Source organism: Rhodococcus sp. D-46, from assembly GCF_011290655.1.
In the GTDB taxonomy this organism is placed as follows: domain Bacteria; phylum Actinomycetota; class Actinomycetes; order Mycobacteriales; family Mycobacteriaceae; genus Rhodococcus_F; species Rhodococcus_F qingshengii.
The window spans coordinates 513,776-528,526 of sequence record NZ_JAANTF010000002.1 but is presented as its reverse complement, the minus strand read 5'-3'; the positions used below and the strand labels follow the sequence as shown (position 1 = coordinate 528,526).

Annotated in this window: 11 protein-coding genes; 6 read left to right on the top strand and 5 right to left on the bottom strand. The window is 62.4% G+C overall.

Annotated features, from left to right (window positions below):
* Positions 1-21: 21 nt before the first annotated feature.
* On the top strand, positions 22-1,665 hold the full coding sequence (locus G9U53_RS07120) for a PucR family transcriptional regulator (RefSeq protein WP_165638507.1): 1,644 nt from the start codon (positions 22-24) through the stop codon (positions 1,663-1,665).
* A gap of 148 nt (positions 1,666-1,813) precedes the next feature.
* Entirely contained in the window at positions 1,814-3,247 is a 1,434-nt protein-coding gene (locus tag G9U53_RS07115) for a solute carrier family 23 protein (protein ID WP_042450598.1), read from the top strand.
* Between the two features lie 87 nt (positions 3,248-3,334).
* Here G9U53_RS07115 and G9U53_RS07110 read toward each other — a convergent pair whose 3' ends face one another.
* The 4 genes from G9U53_RS07110 to upp all read right to left on the bottom strand — a co-directional run bounded on the left by G9U53_RS07110 (position 3,335) and on the right by upp (position 8,772).
* On the bottom strand, positions 3,335-4,846 hold the full coding sequence (locus tag G9U53_RS07110) for a carboxyl transferase domain-containing protein (protein WP_007735211.1): 1,512 nt from the start codon (positions 4,844-4,846) through the stop codon (positions 3,335-3,337).
* The gene (locus G9U53_RS07105) at positions 4,843-6,069 is read right to left on the bottom strand and encodes a CoA transferase (RefSeq protein WP_030537716.1); all 1,227 of its coding nucleotides are present in this window, start codon (positions 6,067-6,069) and stop codon (positions 4,843-4,845) included. The genes G9U53_RS07110 and G9U53_RS07105 overlap by 4 nt, the downstream gene beginning before the upstream one ends.
* Positions 6,070-6,358: 289 nt before the next feature.
* A complete protein-coding gene (locus G9U53_RS07100; RefSeq protein ID WP_003946020.1) occupies positions 6,359-8,056 on the bottom strand; it encodes a PucR family transcriptional regulator in 1,698 nt (565 codons plus the stop codon).
* Positions 8,057-8,148: 92 nt separating this feature from the next.
* Entirely contained in the window at positions 8,149-8,772 is a 624-nt protein-coding gene (gene upp, locus G9U53_RS07095; RefSeq protein WP_007735207.1) for a uracil phosphoribosyltransferase, read from the bottom strand.
* A gap of 223 nt (positions 8,773-8,995) precedes the next feature.
* Here upp and G9U53_RS07090 point away from each other — a divergent pair, with 223 nt between their 5' ends.
* On the top strand, positions 8,996-10,105 hold the full coding sequence (locus G9U53_RS07090) for a ring-opening amidohydrolase (protein WP_007735206.1): 1,110 nt from the start codon (positions 8,996-8,998) through the stop codon (positions 10,103-10,105).
* Here G9U53_RS07090 and G9U53_RS07085 read toward each other — a convergent pair.
* Positions 10,099-10,239 (bottom strand): hypothetical protein, encoded by a 141-nt coding sequence (locus G9U53_RS07085; protein WP_155277953.1) that lies wholly within the window; start codon positions 10,237-10,239, stop codon positions 10,099-10,101. The two genes, G9U53_RS07090 and G9U53_RS07085, sit on opposite strands and share 7 nt — an antisense overlap.
* Between G9U53_RS07085 and G9U53_RS07080 the strand changes: the two genes are divergently transcribed.
* The 3 genes from G9U53_RS07080 to G9U53_RS07070 all read left to right on the top strand — a co-directional run bounded on the left by G9U53_RS07080 (position 10,231) and on the right by G9U53_RS07070 (position 14,705).
* Positions 10,231-11,709 (top strand): amidase, encoded by a 1,479-nt coding sequence (locus G9U53_RS07080; protein ID WP_007735205.1) that lies wholly within the window; start codon positions 10,231-10,233, stop codon positions 11,707-11,709. The two genes, G9U53_RS07085 and G9U53_RS07080, sit on opposite strands and share 9 nt — an antisense overlap.
* 40 nt (positions 11,710-11,749) lie before the next feature.
* Positions 11,750-12,973, top strand: coding sequence for an aminotransferase class III-fold pyridoxal phosphate-dependent enzyme (locus tag G9U53_RS07075; protein WP_058039339.1), 1,224 nt, complete (start codon positions 11,750-11,752; stop codon positions 12,971-12,973).
* A 292-nt stretch (positions 12,974-13,265) separates the two neighbouring features.
* A complete protein-coding gene (locus G9U53_RS07070) occupies positions 13,266-14,705 on the top strand; it encodes a solute carrier family 23 protein (RefSeq protein WP_003945984.1) in 1,440 nt (479 codons plus the stop codon).
* Positions 14,706-14,751 lie beyond the last annotated feature (46 nt).

Sequence of the window (14,751 nt, the reverse complement as noted above, 5' to 3'; positions counted from 1 at the left end):
TGAAATCGAGGTGCCTGCCAAGTGGCAAACCCGGCCGTACCGGCATCCGAGGTGAATGCTGTTCTCTCCGAACTTCTTCGAACCCAGCTCCTTCCTGGTGTTCGAAAGGTCGCCGGCGGCTGCGAAGACCCGACGGTAGCCCGGGTGGGATTCATGGCGGTTCCGGACATCGGACCGTGGCTGCGGCACGGACAGTTGCTGATCACCACGCCGGAAACCCTCGCCAGGGTCACCGAAACCTTCAAAGCATTTGTCGGACGGTTGTCGACGCGAGGTGTTGCGGCACTTGCCGTCCAATTCGGCGCAGACGGGGACACTCTCGCGCCGGAGCTGGTCGACGCGGCCGAAAGCGCCGGCTTCCCGCTCCTGGTTTTTCACGGTGCGTGCGATCACCCTGCGGCGAGAGACCGTGAGCAGACGGAGTCGGCCCAGATCGACGCCATGTTCGGGGCCGAGCGCTTGCGACGGCTGCTGGTCGACGTCGTGATGGGCGGCGGCGGCCGCCCGCAATTGACCGAGGTCATCGCACGGGAGATGAAGGGCGCTGCCCTGATCACCACCTCGGACGGACGCGAGATCTGCCGCGCCGGGGACGCCGCGGAGCGCAAGCATCTGTCTGCCTGTCCCGCCGTCGATTCCACCGGTCGTCTGCGGACCGACACCGTCGAGGGCGGATTGGGTCTGCACGAGTTCGACGGTCAATTCATCGCGGTGTCCGCGATTTCCGCCAATCACATCGACCACGGGCGTCTCGCGTTGTTCACCGGTGAGCGCGTCATGACGAGTTACGACCAGTACCTGGTCGAGCGGGCCGCGTCGGTGTGCGCGTTGGTCATCACCCGTGAGCAGGCCGTTGCGTCGGTGGAAGAACGCCATCGCGCCAACTTCGTTCACGACCTGCTCCTCGGTCGGGCCGGGGACCACGATCACGTTGTCTCCCATGCCAAGACATTCGGTTGGGACTTCGACCGCCCGCTGGTGATCGTCTCGATCGAGCCGGACCCGATCGACGAACCGGCCTCGGCGGCGCCCGCTCGGCTGCCCGTCGTCGATCGCCAGGCGATGGCGTTCTCCGGCGCGATCGCCCACCGTGATCCCGGTGCGGCGGTGACCGCGCTGACGGGCGAGACGGTGATCGTGATGGGCGTCGGCACCGACACGATGGCATTGGTGCGGGACCTCGTCACGGTCGTTCGCGGTGAAGGTGGCGGCGGGAGAAGGCCGTTCAGTGTCGGGGTGTCCCGGCCGACAGCGGCGATCGACGCCGTTCCGGCGCTCTACAGTCAGGCGCGCACCGCACTGACCGTCGGGCGACGGATCTCCGGTCCGTGGACGGTGACTCAGTTCGACGATCTGGGCGTGTACAGACTGCTCAGTCTGGTCGAGGACGAAAACGAGCTCGAGACGTTCGCCCGCGAGACGCTGCGGGAATTGACGGAGGAAACTGCCGAAGCGCAGGACATGCGCAAGACATTGGAAGTCTTGCTCGCGACCAACATCAACATCGCCGAGACAGCGCGCAAGCTCCACTTCCATTACAACACACTGCGTTACAGGGTCGTTAAGCTGGAGAAAATGCTGGGACCCTTCACGGCGCAACCCGAGCTACGGCTGGATCTGTCTCTAGCACTGAAGATAACCGCGATGCGCGGCATCAATCACTAATATTGCCAATCCGAGTCCGTGGGTTCTGGCAGATTGTCATCACGTCGATACCCCTGCGCTGTAATAGCGTTTCACTCCAGTCACGGTGTTTTGTGAGCTGGAGCACACTCAGCGTTCGGACACCTTCCTCTGCACGAAAGGTCCCATCATGCCGATTTGGACGTTGCACGGAGATGGAAAGAACATCAAACCGGGTGAAGTGGTCGCTCCCGGCGAGCGGCTCAGCTGGGGAAGAACCATCGGGCTGGGCAGCCAGCACGTGGTGTCGATGTTCGGCGCGACGTTCGTCTTCCCGATCATCATGGGGCTCAATCCTCAACTTGCCGTGATGATGTCGGGTTTCTGTACGCTCTTCTTCCTGCTGGTGGTCAAGGGACGCATCCCCAGCTACCTCGGTACGTCGGCGGCCTTTGTCGGTGGTATCGCCGCCATTCGTGCCCAGGGCGGAACATCCGCAGAGGTGACCGGCGCGATCCTGGTGTCCGGACTGGTCCTGGCAGCCATCGGTATCGCGATCCACTTCCTCGGTGGCCGGGTCGTATTCAAGGTTCTTCCCCCGGTGGTGACCGGCGCAGTGGTGATGCTGATCGGATTCAACCTGGCACCCGTCGTCGCGGGGCTGTACTGGCCGCAGGACCAGTGGGTGGCCCTGATCGTCATGGTGGCCCTGATCGTCATGAGTATCGCGCTACGCGGCTTCATGGCGCGCATCGCCATCTTCCTGGCGCTGATCTTCGGTTACGTCCTCTCCTGGATCCTCGACCGGGTCTCGGGGACGATCACCTCCTACGACGCAGGCACCGGTCAGATCACCGAGCACTTCCGCGTCAACTGGGATTCGGTGCAGTCGGCGTCGTGGTTCGGCCTTCCCCCGTTCTCGGACGAGGCCAACGGAATCGTCGGCATCCACGCTCCGTCGTTCAGCCTCACGTTCATCATCCTGGTCCTTCCGGGTGTCATCGCGTTGATCGCGGAGAACGCGGGCCACGTCAAGGCCGTGGCCGAGATGACCGGGGACGACCTCGACCCGTACATGGGACGTGCGCTCGCCGGTGACGGTTTCGCCACCGCTATCGCCAGCAGCGTCGGCGGTTCGCCCACCACTACGTACGCCGAGAACATCGGTGTCATGGCAGCGACCCGTGTGTACTCCACCGCCGCCTACGCGGTTGCCGGCATCGTCGCCATGATGCTCGGCTTCTCCCCCAAGTTCGGTGCCGTCATCTCGGCGACGCCCGGCGGTGTTCTCGGCGGAATCACCGTGGTGCTCTACGGCATGATCGGCCTTCTCGGCGCCAAGATCTGGAAGGAGAACGGCGTCGACTTCGGCAATCCGCTCAACCTCATGCCGATCGCGGCCGGCCTCATCATCGGTATCGGCGACACGGCCCTGAAGTTCAGTGACACGTTCTCGCTCAGCGGCATCGCGCTCGGCACCATCGTCGTGATCGGGATGTACCACCTGTGCCAGTTCATCGGTTCGAAGAACCCGGAACTGAATGCGAAGAATCCGGAACCGAACAAGCCGGATTCGAAGACTCCAGGCGGCGAGCGGGAGGAACCCGCCAAGCAACTCACGTGACGCTTGGCTGAGTGTGCTCGATCGACGAAGGCCGGACATCCTCCGCGGAGGATGTCCGGCCTTTCCGGTGTTCTGGGTACTGATCGATCAGACGGAGGTACTGGCTTCGACCAGGCCGATACGGTCGATGCGTTCGGTGCGGGTGTTGAGCCGTTCAGTCGCATCGGTAGCACTGAGCACGCTCAGCTCGTAGTGCAGTACCGCTCCGACTCGAGTGCAGAAGGCGGCGGATTCGTCCGCGGCATCGGGAAATTCGGGGATGACCCGATCGACGATGCCGCCCGCGAGCAGATCGAAGGACCTGATCCCTTGACTGGCTGCCATGTCCGGCGCGTGCGTGACGTCGTGGAACATGATCGCGCTCGCACCTTCGGGAGGTAAGGGCGAGAGCCAACCGTGGCGGGCCGCCAGCACTCGATCGGCCGGAATCAGTGCCAGGGCGCCGCCGCCCGTGCCCTGCCCGAGCAGGAGGGAAATGGTGGGGACCTCGAGTGAAATCATGTCGGCTATGCACCGAGCGATCTCGCCCGCCAGTCCGCCTTCTTCGGCCTCCTTCGACAGTGCCGCGCCCGCTGTGTCGATGATCGTCACCAGCGGCAGGTCGAGTTCTGCGGCCAGCCGCATACCTCGCCGAGCCTCCCGCAGAGCGCCGGGGCCGAGTGGGGAGTGAGCAGTCTGTCCGCGCCGGTCCTGTCCGAGAAGGACGCAGGGCATGTCGCCGAAGCGAACGAGCGCGAGCATGATGCCGGGATCGTTCTCGCCTTGGCCGGTTCCGTTGAGCGGGAGCATGTCCGAGGCGGAATTGAGCAACACTTCCCGTATCCCCGGTCGGTCTTCGCGTCGGGATGCGACGACGGATTCCCACGCCGACGTATCGGGTGGGCAATCGTACGAGCACGGGTCACTGGGCAATAAGTACCCACGATGCGCCCCGGTGATGATGCGCAATGCGCGTTCGACGATTTCGGCGAGCTGGTCTGGCGGCCTCACTGCATCGATGAGTCCGTGCTCGTGAAGGTTCTCCGCTGTCTGGACACCGGCGGGGAAAGGTGAGTTGTACAAGGCCTCGAACACTCGAGGGCCGAGGAATCCGACGAGGGCCCCCGGTTCCGCGATCGTCACGTGACCGAGTGATCCCCAGGACGCGAATACGCCTCCGGTGGTGGGGTTTCGGAGATAGACGATGTAGGGCAGGTGCGCTTCTTTGTGCTTGATGAGCGCCGCGGTGATCTTGACCATCTGCAAAAACGCCGTCGTCCCCTCCTGCATACGCGTTCCCCCGGACGTGGGAAGCGCAAGAAGGGGCAGCTGCTCTTGGGTGGCTCGACGGATGGCGACGACGAGGCGTTCTCCCGCCGCCACGCCGATCGAACCACCGAGAAAACCGAACTCGCAGACGATGATTGCCACACGGCGGCCTCGGACGGAGGCGCTTCCGGTCAGGACGGACTCGTCGAGCCCGGTCTTCTCCTGGGCCCGCAGAAGTGCTTCGGCGTAGTCGGAGTCGGTCGCGACGGGAATCGGAGGGGTATCCCACGATTCCCAGGTGCCGGCATCGATCACCAGGTCGAGCAAGTCGCGAGCCGTCAGGCGGTTCATCGGGTGAATCCTTGTAGCCACGACATGATTTCGTCAGTGTCTTCACCGAGAACCGGAGGTGCAGTGTGGCGGGTCTCCGTCACCTCGGTTCCGTCCGGATCGAAAAATCGTAGCGGTGGACCGGGCAGTGTGATGTTTCCGAGCGTGCTGTGGTCGACGTCGACGAGCAATCCCTGTGATCGGGTCTGCTCCCATTCGTACACTTCGGAGATCGTCCGAACCCGTCCTGCCGGTACTCCGATGCGGTCGAGTTCGGTCAGAAGCTCGTCACGCGAGTACGGCTTGAAGGTACGTTCGATCAATTCGACGACCTGGAAATGATTTTCGACGCGTTCGGCGTTTGTTGCCATACCCGGGGCGTCAGGGTCGAGGTCGAATCCTTCGCAGAATCTTCTCCACAGGCTTTCGCTGCCGACCGAGATCTGCACTGCGCCATCGCCGGTACGAAAGAGTCCGTACGGTGCGATGGAGGGATGGTGGTTGCCCTGCGCTGTGCCTACCTCGCCGGCGACGGTCCACTTCGTTCCTTGAAACGCGTGAACACCGACCACGCTGGCCAAGAGCGACGTTCGGACAACGCGGCCTCTCCCCGTCTGCTCGCGTTCCTTCAAAGCCGCGACGACACCGAACGCCCCGTACATTCCGGCGAGAAGATCGGCGATCGGAACTCCGACTCGTTGAACGTCGTCCGGACTCGAGCCGGTCAGCGACATGAGTCCGGCTTCCCCCTGGGCGATCTGGTCGTAGCCGGCGCGACCGCCTTCCGGGCCGTCGTGGCCGAAACCGCTGATGGACAGAACGATCAGTCGAGGATTGAGTTCGGCCAGCCGCTCGGTCGAGAATCCGAGTCGATCGAGAACTCCGGTGCGGAAGTTCTCCATGAGAACATCGGCGCGGCAGACGAGATCTTCGAGGGTCGCGCGCCCACTGTCGGATTTCAGATCGAGCGTGATCGACTTCTTGTTCCGGTTCGTGGACAGAAAATACGTCGATTCCCGTTGCGTGTTCGGTGGTTCCAACGTGGGCTCCACAAAAGGCGGCCCCCACCCACGGGTGTCGTCGCCGCCGTGAGGTGATTCGACCTTGATCACGTCGGCACCCAGATCGCCGAGCATCATTGCCGCGTGAGGACCCGCGAGTGCGCGCGTGAGGTCGACGACTATCACGTCGTGTAACGGACCACTACGAGCACTTGTGTTGTGAGGCTTCGAAGTCGAGTTCATGTCGCACCGCCGTGTTCTGGTGTAATTGGCTGAGCCAGTTGGTGGTTGAGGCCTCCGTAGTTCGGTCGACTCCGGTCCGCTGGACCGAGAAACCGGCCAGGGCCACCGAAGGAGGTATGTGCGGCCCGTCTTTCGAACCGTAAGCGGGCACCGGTGAACGGCACATGGGTAACCTTGCCGACGACGGGTGTCAGTGGTGGGTAAGAAGTGACGAACGCTCACCGGGCGGCGCGATTGCGGTTGTATCGAACCGTTATCGGGACGTTCTGTCAGCTCATATCGTGCGAAGTCATGACATTTCGTGCATCTTCATGACCTGCAGGGCGAGTGAGACGTTCAATCGAAGGACGGGGTCGTCGGTGAACGATCCGACGACGCTCTCCAGCTTTCCGATTCTGTATCGCAAAGTGTTGTAGTGCATGTGCAGCGCCCGGGAGGCCTCGGCGACATTGCAATTGCAGTCGAGCAGGGTCTGGAGTGTCAGACGCAGGTCAGCGGCTTCGGCGTTGTCCGCCGACAAGGACTTCAGAACGTCATCGGTGAACGAACGCAGTTCGCTCTTGTCCGTCTGGAGCGAGAGGAGTCGGTGTACACCGAGTTCGTCGAAGTGTGCGATCTGCCCCGGCCCGTTGATACGTCGGCCGACGACCACGGCTGTACAGGCTTGGTCGTAGGCCGCGGGTAGATCGGCCAGGGAGTAGATCACCCGGCTCACTCCCGTGCTGAAGGATCGGCGGCCGCTGGTGCGATCGCCGGCAACCTTGCGCACCAACCCTTCGATGTCCCGAACCGCACGGTCGGTGCTGGTCGGGAAAAGCGTGACCACCTCGTGTCGAAACCCGACGGACGGCGCCGTCCGCTCGTGTGTTCGTACCACTTGTTGCCAGCCGTCGCTGAGTCGATCTTGGTCCGTGCGAGTGGAATTCGCGTGCTGGGATTCCGGGTGATCGACGTCGAGTTCTGCAACCACAACGGCAAGTGGACGAGTGACATCCCACCCCAACTGGGTGAAGTGCGCGCTCACTTCCGCCGGCGAGCCGGCTTCGCCTATCAGTGCGTCGCGGAGGAAGTCGCCGCGGAACTTGGATTCCACTGCCGCAACTGCCAGCTGTTTGGTGACGGCCAGCGCGGCAACGGTGGCCGCTCGCTCCAGCGCTTGAACGACAACTGCGCCGAGTTCGTGGGTGCCGGCGTACGCCACCATTCGGCCGTGGTCGGTGCCGCCGGCCACCACCCGGGTGAGCGCCAACTGACCAGGAAATCCTTTGGGCGCGTTCTGTAAACCGACAGCGACCCGTTCGGTCAGGAACCGACCGGTGCTTTCGAACAACGGAAGCGCGTTCAGCGCGGCTGAATCTCCGGCCTCCGTCAACACTCTTCCGTCCGGCGAGCAGATGAGAACGCTGACGTCGAAAAGCGCGGCGAATTCTGCGGCAATCTGAGGTAGATCGCCACCTTCCAAGACGATCGACGTCAACGAGCGGTGAAGTCGATCGGCAATGTCGAGTGCCGCGGACTGCTTCGCCACCAACTTGGTGAAGACCTCCGAGATCACCTCGTCGAATCCCGCGGTGACGGGAAGAACCAACAGCGGAAGCCCTCGCTGCTCTGCCATGTGCAGCATCGCCTCGGGCAGCTCGTCGAGATAACGGCCCGTTTTCACGGCAAGTGCCGCGACTCCTCGACGTGCAAGACCGTCGACGAGGTCACTGAGATCTGTGTCGTCGAGAAGCTCGCCGGTTCGCCCGTAGCGCAGCGGGAACCCGGTTGTCACCAACAACTCGTTCGGCTTCACCCAAGCGAGGATGTCCGGTACTTCCATCACGTTCACCGATTGAACGAGGTGGCGCAAGCCCCCGTGCCCGGCAAGGACTTCGGCTCCACGCAGACTGGGCAGCTCGAGGACATCCCGAACTGTGAGTCTGTAGTCGCCACCTTCTGGCAAATGTTGAAGCTCTTCGCTCGAATATTTGGCAGATCTATCCATGTCGCGAGACTACGCTCGATCACGCGACGAACATTGTCAACAGTTGACGAAAATAGCCTCTCGGAATGAGCGGTTCTCCGTATGTCTGCCAACTACCGCGGCCCGAATTGGCGATCGCCCGCGTCTCCGAGTCCAGGTATCAGGAAAGCATTTTCGTTCAGGCCGTCGTCGATGCTCGCTGTGAGGAGCCGGACCGGATGTCCGGAGTTCTTCAGTGCTTCGATCCCTTCCGGAGCCACGACGACACATATTGCAGTCACATCGGTGGCTCCGCGTGCAATGAGCAGATCGATTGTGCGGACGATGGATCCACCGGTCGCCAACATCGGATCGAGGACGTAGACGGGGGTGCTCGACAGATCAGCTGGCAGGGACTCGAGATACGGAACCGGCTGGTGTGTCTTCTCGTCTCGTGCCATTCCCACGAAACCGACGCCTGCCTGCGGAATAAGGGCACTCGCCTGTTCGACCATGCCGAGGCCCGCTCGCAAGACCGGGACCAGGAGCGGTGGATTCGCCAGCCGCACCCCCAGCGTCGGAGCAACTGGCGTCTCGATGTCGAACTGTTCCAGTTCTGCGCCGCGCATGGCCTCGTAGACCAACATATGGGTCAGTCTGCGCAAGGCGGACCGGAACGTTGCGTTGTCGCTGCGAGCGTCGCGCATGGTCGTGAGCAGCGATGCCGCCAGCGGATGGTCGACAACAGTGGTGTCCATGGTCGAATCGTAAGTGAGAACCGATGTGGCGGCGCACAACCGGTGAATCGGAGTCGAAATAACCAATCGCGGTTTTCGTTTGGGCAAGTATTGACGATGCCGATGGGTTCGAGTCGTCATAGCGTGGTCGACACGGCAGTTCCGAACCGCTCGGCTGGACTGAGCGCCCGGAGCTGTCAAGGCCCAATTTTGCCTCCACGATTCCCTATACAAGGAGATGCCAATGCCCGAAGCAATCGAGGTCCGTAAGGTTCCGCTACACAGCGTCTCCGACGCCAGTGAGCTCGCCAAGCTGATCGACGACGGTGTCCTCGAGGCCGACCGCGTCATTGCAGTCATCGGCAAAACCGAGGGTAACGGCGGCGTCAACGACTACACGCGCATCATCGCGGACCGAGCGTTCCGAGAGGTTCTCTCCGCCAAGGGTAATCGCAGCCCCGAAGAAGTGGCGGAGGTGCCGATCGTCTGGTCCGGCGGCACGGACGGCGTGATCAGCCCGCACGCGACGATCTTCGCGACCGTGCCGGCAGACAAGGTCACCAAGACCGACGAGCCGCGACTGACCGTGGGTGTCGCCATGAGTGAGCAACTGCTGCCCGAGGACATCGGCCGTACGGCCATGATCACCAAAGTTGCTGCGGCAGTGAAAGACGCGATGGCCAATGCCGGCATCACCGATCCCGCCGACGTGCACTACGTACAGACCAAGACTCCGTTGCTGACAATTCACACCATCCGTGACGCCAAGAGCCGCGGCAAGACTGTGTGGACCGAACAGACTCATGAGTCGATGGACCTGTCCAACGGCGGAACGGCTCTGGGGATCGCGGTTGCGCTCGGCGAAATCGACATGCCGACCGACGAGGATGTCATGCACAGCCGCGAACTCTTCTCCTCTGTCGCATCCTGCTCGTCCGGCGTCGAGTTGGACCGCGCGCAGATCGTCGTCGTCGGTAACGCACGTGGCGTCGGCGGACGCTACCGGATCGGCCACAGCGTGATGAAGGATCCGCTCGACCAGGACGGCATCTGGGCGGCGATCCGTGACGCCGGACTCGAACTTCCGGAGCGGCCGCACTCGAGCGACCTGGACGGTCAACTCGTCAACGTGTTCTTGAAGTGCGAGGCCAGTCAGGACGGAACGGTCCGTGGCCGTCGTAATGCGATGCTCGACGACTCCGACGTGCACTGGCACCGCCAGATCAAGTCGTGTGTCGGCGGAGTCACGGCAGCTGTCACCGGCGATCCGGCAGTGTTCGTCTCGGTATCGGCAGCGCACCAGGGTCCCGAGGGCGGCGGCCCAGTCGCTGCCATCGTCGATCTCGGTCAGTAGTAGGCAAGAACCTCGCTGGAAACCTCGACAGTCGCGCCGCCACCGGCAATTCGTCCTCGAATCAGTTGCCGGTGGCGGCGAGTCCGCCGCGGCGTACCCCACTTCACTGCTTGAAAGGATTCACGATGGTTCATGCTGCTGACCCTGTCGACGAGAGCGTTTCCGGTGCGCCCGAGAATCGCGAACTCGTCATGGCCGATGCGGTCACGCTCAGTGGTCTGATACGCAGGCGTGAAGTGTCGTGTGTCGAGGTGATGGACAGCTTCCTCGATCAGATCGAATTACATAACCCGGCGGTGAACGCGATTGTCGCATTGCGGGATCGGGAAGCGTTGACGGCGGAGGCGCGCGAGCGTGATTCGCAGTTGGCGAGTGGGGAGTATCTCGGTTGGATGCACGGGTTTCCGCATGCGGTGAAGGATCTTTCGGCGGCCAAGGGTCTGCCGTTCACGTCCGGGTCGCCGATGTTCGCGGACCGAATCGCCGAAGATGACGAACTGTTCGTCAAGCGGATCAGGTCTGCCGGTGCCATTGTGATCGGCAAGACGAACACACCGGAGTTCGGGCTCGGATCCCAGACGTACAACCCGGTGTGGGGTACGACGGTGTCGCCGTACGACAATTCGCGCACTGCCGGCGGTAGCAGCGGTGGCGCCGCAGCGTCGTTGGCGCTCCGCATGTTGCCGGTGGCTGACGGAAGCGATTACATGGGTTCGCTCCGAAACCCGTCGGCATTCAACAACGTTGTTGGGTTTCGACCATCCTGGGGTCGGATACCGGAGACGGGATTCATCGCTCAGGGCGCCGTTGTGGGCCCGATGGGCCGAACCGTCACCGACGTGGCTCACCTGCTTTCCACGATGGCGGGGCCGGATGCTTATGCACCGTTGGGGATTCGTGAGGATCCCGCGGTATTCACCGAAAGCCTCGCACGTGATCTGAAGGGCTCTCGGATCGCATGGGTCGGTGACTGGAACGGTTACCTGGCAACCGAACCTGGAGTTCTCGAGTTGTGCGAATCCTCGTTCGAGGTCTTCGAACAGTTGGGGTGCCGCGTCGAGGCGGCGCTTCCCGACTTCAAACCCGAGGACATCTGGCAACTGTTCTTGCGGTGGCGTTGGTGGGCACAGCTCGGCTTGATCGATCAGTACAACGATCCGAGCTTGCGCGAGTTGATGAAGCCCGAACTGTTGTGGGAACTCGAGCACGCGGTCACACTGTCGGCTCTCGACGTGACCAAGGCCGCGGAGGCCCGCAACGGCTGGCTGTCGGCCATTACCAAGATGTTCGAAACCTACGACTACATTCTTGCGCCCAGTGCCCAGGTGTTTCCTTTCGACAAGAACACTCACTGGCCCGAGACCGTCGACGGCCGATCGATGGACACGTATCACCGGTGGATGGAGACGGTTGTTCCCTGGACGATGGCCGGGGTTCCGGTTGCGGGGATGCCGGTCGGCTTCGACGATCGTTCGCTTCCCATGGGTATCCAGATCATCGGTCGGCACGGAGCCGACTTGGACGTACTCCAACTCGCCTACGCATTCGAGCAGGCAACCCAGTGGGTCGAGCGGGTTCTTCCGCCCGCACTCCGCGTGAACTGACCGATCTATTTCGAACGTATCCAGTTGGGAGAGAAAGACGATGGCTTCGGCATTGTGGCACGGGTTCGCGGACATGGGCGCTGTGGAGAAGAACGGCGCGTTTGTCGTCTCTCGCGGTGAGGGCGCGTACATCTGGGACCGCGAGGGCACGCGGTATCTGGATGCGACGGCGGGCCTGTGGTTCACCAATGTCGGGCACGGGCGCACGGAGATCGCGGATGCGGTAGCGGCTCAGTTGTCGAAGATCGCTCATTTCTCCAACTTCGGTGATTTCGTTCCCGAAACCACGCAGGTGTTGGCCGAGCGGTTGGCGGCCATCGCGCCGGTTGCCGGGAGCAAGATCTTCTTCACCTCGGGTGGTTCGGATTCGGTGGACACTGCGGCGAAGCTGGCTCGCCGGTACTGGCACGAGGTGGGGCAGCCGGAGAAGACGATCATCGTCGGACGCCAGAAGGCGTATCACGGAATGCACGTTGCCGGAACGGCTCTCGCTGGTATTCCGGTGAACCGTGAGGGGTACGGCGAGCTGATGGCGGATGCGGCGACCGTCGGCTGGGACGATGCGAAGAGCCTGCTCGAGTTGATCGAGAAGATCGGTGCGAACAAGATCGCTGCGTTCTTCGCGGAGCCGATCATCGGTGCGGGTGGGGTGTATCTGCCGCCGGAGGGGTATCTGGCCGAGGTGCGTGACATCTGCCGTGAGCACGACATTCTGTTTGTCGTCGACGAGGTCGTGACCGGTTTCGGCCGGATCGGTGGTGAGTGGTTCGCGTCCACCCGTTTCGATTTGCAGCCCGACATGATGACCACGGCAAAGGGTTTGACGTCGGGTTACGTTCCGATGGGTGCGGTGTTCATCGCGCCGCGGGTGGCGGAGCCGTTCTATGCGGGTTCGTGGTGGCGCCATGGGTACACCTACGGCGGGCATGCCGGTGCTGCTGCGGCGGCGATGGCGAACCTCGACATTCTCGAGCGTGAGAATTTGCTCGCGGAGTCGAAGCGTTTGGAGGCGTCGTTGCATACGCATCTGCAGCCGTTGGCGGAGCATCCGCGGGTGGCGGAGGTTCGTAGTGGGCTCGGTGCGGTTGCTGCGGTGCAGTTGGCTGATCCGGCGGAGGCGTTGCCGTTCGTGAAGACGCTTCGTGAGCACGGTATTTCGGGTCGCGCGGCGGGTCAGGGTGCGATGCAGATTTCGCCGACGTTTGTGATGACCGATGATCAGGTCGCGGAGATGGCAGCAGGAATCCTCGCAGCCCTCGGCTAGGTACCTCGTTTTCCGTTGACAGACATCGTGTTACGGAATCATTAAGCCGAAGAAAATGTTTGGGCCCTTCGTGGCGTGGTCCTCATTTCGGTCGAAACTGCCTCCAGCACTGACGATGACCCCTGCCCGCATCATCTGTCACCATTGTTGCCAATCTCGGTGAGTGGGTTCTGGCAGATTGTCATCACGTCCAAATCTCGGTCCTGCATTAGCGTTTCACTCCAGACACGGTGTTTGTGAGCTGGGGCACAAAGCATTTCGAACACCTTCCTCCTTTGCGAAAGGTCTCGTCATGCCGATCTGGACGTTGCACGGAGACGGAAAGAACATCGGAGCCGGTGAAGTGGTCGCTCCCGGCGAGCGACTCAGTTGGGCGAGAACCATCGGGTTGGGCGGCCAGCATGTCGTGTCGATGTTCGGCGCGACGTTCGTCTTCCCGATCATCATGGGCCTCAATCCTCAACTTGCCGTGATGATGTCAGGCTTTTGTACGCTCTTCTTCCTGCTGGTGGTCAAGGGGCACGTCCCCAGCTACCTCGGAACATCCGCAGCTTTTGTCGGTGGCGTTGCCGCCATTCGTGCCCAAGGTGGAACGACGGCCGAAGTGACCGGTGCGATTCTGGTGTCGGGGTTGGTTCTGGGATTCGTCGGCATCGCCATCCACTTTCTCGGCGGTGGCGTCATCAGTAAAGCGCTACCGCCGGTGGTCACCGGCGCTGTGGTGATGTTGATCGGCTTCAACCTGGCGCCTGTGGTCGCGGGGTTGTACTGGCCGCAGGATCAGTGGGTGGCACTGATCGTGATGGTTGCCCTGATCGTGATGAGCGTTGCGCTACGCGGCTTCCTGGGACGTATCGCCATTCTCGTCGCCCTGGTTTTCGGCTACATCTTCTCGTGGGTCCTCGACCGGCTCTCCGGTCCGATCACGTCCGCCAGTGGTAGTGGCGCACCCACCGAGCACTTTCGTGTCAACTGGGATTCGGTGCACTCGGCGTCCTGGTTCGGGTTGCCGCCGTTCTCGGACGAAGCCAACGGGATCGTCGGTATCCACGCTCCCTCGTTCAGCCTCACGTTCATCGTTCTGGTGCTTCCCGGTGTCATCGCACTGGTCGCGGAAAACGCCGGACACGTCAAGGCGGTCGCCGAAATCACGGGCGACGATCTCGACCCGTACATCGGACGCGCCATTGCCGGTGACGGTTTTGCCACCGCCATCGCCAGCGCAGTAGGCGGCTCCCCCACTACGACGCATGCCGAGAACATCGGTGTCATGGCTGCCACGCGGGTGTACTCGACCGCCGCGTACGTGATTGCGGGTTTCATCGCGATCCTGCTCGGCTTCTCGCCCAAGTTCGGAGCAGTCATGGCGGCGACGCCCGGTGGCGTCCTGGGCGGAATTCTTGTGGTTCTGTTCGGCATGATCGGTCTGCTCGGCGCCAAGATCTGGAAAGAGAACGGCGTCGACTTCGGGAACCCGCTGAATCTGATGCCGATTGCCGCCGGTCTGATCATCGGTATCGGCGACACGGCGCTGAAGTTCAGTGACACGTTCTCGCTCGGAGGTATCGCGCTCGGCACCATCGTCTTGATCGTGATGTACCACCTCTGCCGGCTCGTAGGGTCCTGGAACCCTGAACTGAACAGGCCGAAGTCCGGCAGGCGGCCGGGCGCAACGCCGGGGGCGAATGCGTCAGATGACGAACGCGAAGAGCCCGTGGCGCAGCTCACGTGATGCCAAGTTGAATGTATGCCAGGTATGACCCGTGACCGTTGTCACA

Coding starts and splice junctions, on each gene's coding strand:
- G9U53_RS07115 (WP_042450598.1), top strand. CDS start 1,814: ATGCCGATTTGGACGTTGCACGGAGATGGAAAGAACATCAAACCGGGT.
- G9U53_RS07085 (WP_155277953.1), bottom strand. CDS start 10,239: ATGAACCATCGTGAATCCTTTCAAGCAGTGAAGTGGGGTACGCCGCGG.
- G9U53_RS07090 (WP_007735206.1), top strand. CDS start 8,996: ATGCCCGAAGCAATCGAGGTCCGTAAGGTTCCGCTACACAGCGTCTCC.
- G9U53_RS07080 (WP_007735205.1), top strand. CDS start 10,231: ATGGTTCATGCTGCTGACCCTGTCGACGAGAGCGTTTCCGGTGCGCCC.
- G9U53_RS07105 (WP_030537716.1), bottom strand. CDS start 6,069: ATGAACTCGACTTCGAAGCCTCACAACACAAGTGCTCGTAGTGGTCCG.
- upp (WP_007735207.1), bottom strand. CDS start 8,772: ATGGACACCACTGTTGTCGACCATCCGCTGGCGGCATCGCTGCTCACG.
- G9U53_RS07075 (WP_058039339.1), top strand. CDS start 11,750: ATGGCTTCGGCATTGTGGCACGGGTTCGCGGACATGGGCGCTGTGGAG.
- G9U53_RS07070 (WP_003945984.1), top strand. CDS start 13,266: ATGCCGATCTGGACGTTGCACGGAGACGGAAAGAACATCGGAGCCGGT.
- G9U53_RS07110 (WP_007735211.1), bottom strand. CDS start 4,846: ATGAACCGCCTGACGGCTCGCGACTTGCTCGACCTGGTGATCGATGCC.
- G9U53_RS07100 (WP_003946020.1), bottom strand. CDS start 8,056: ATGGATAGATCTGCCAAATATTCGAGCGAAGAGCTTCAACATTTGCCA.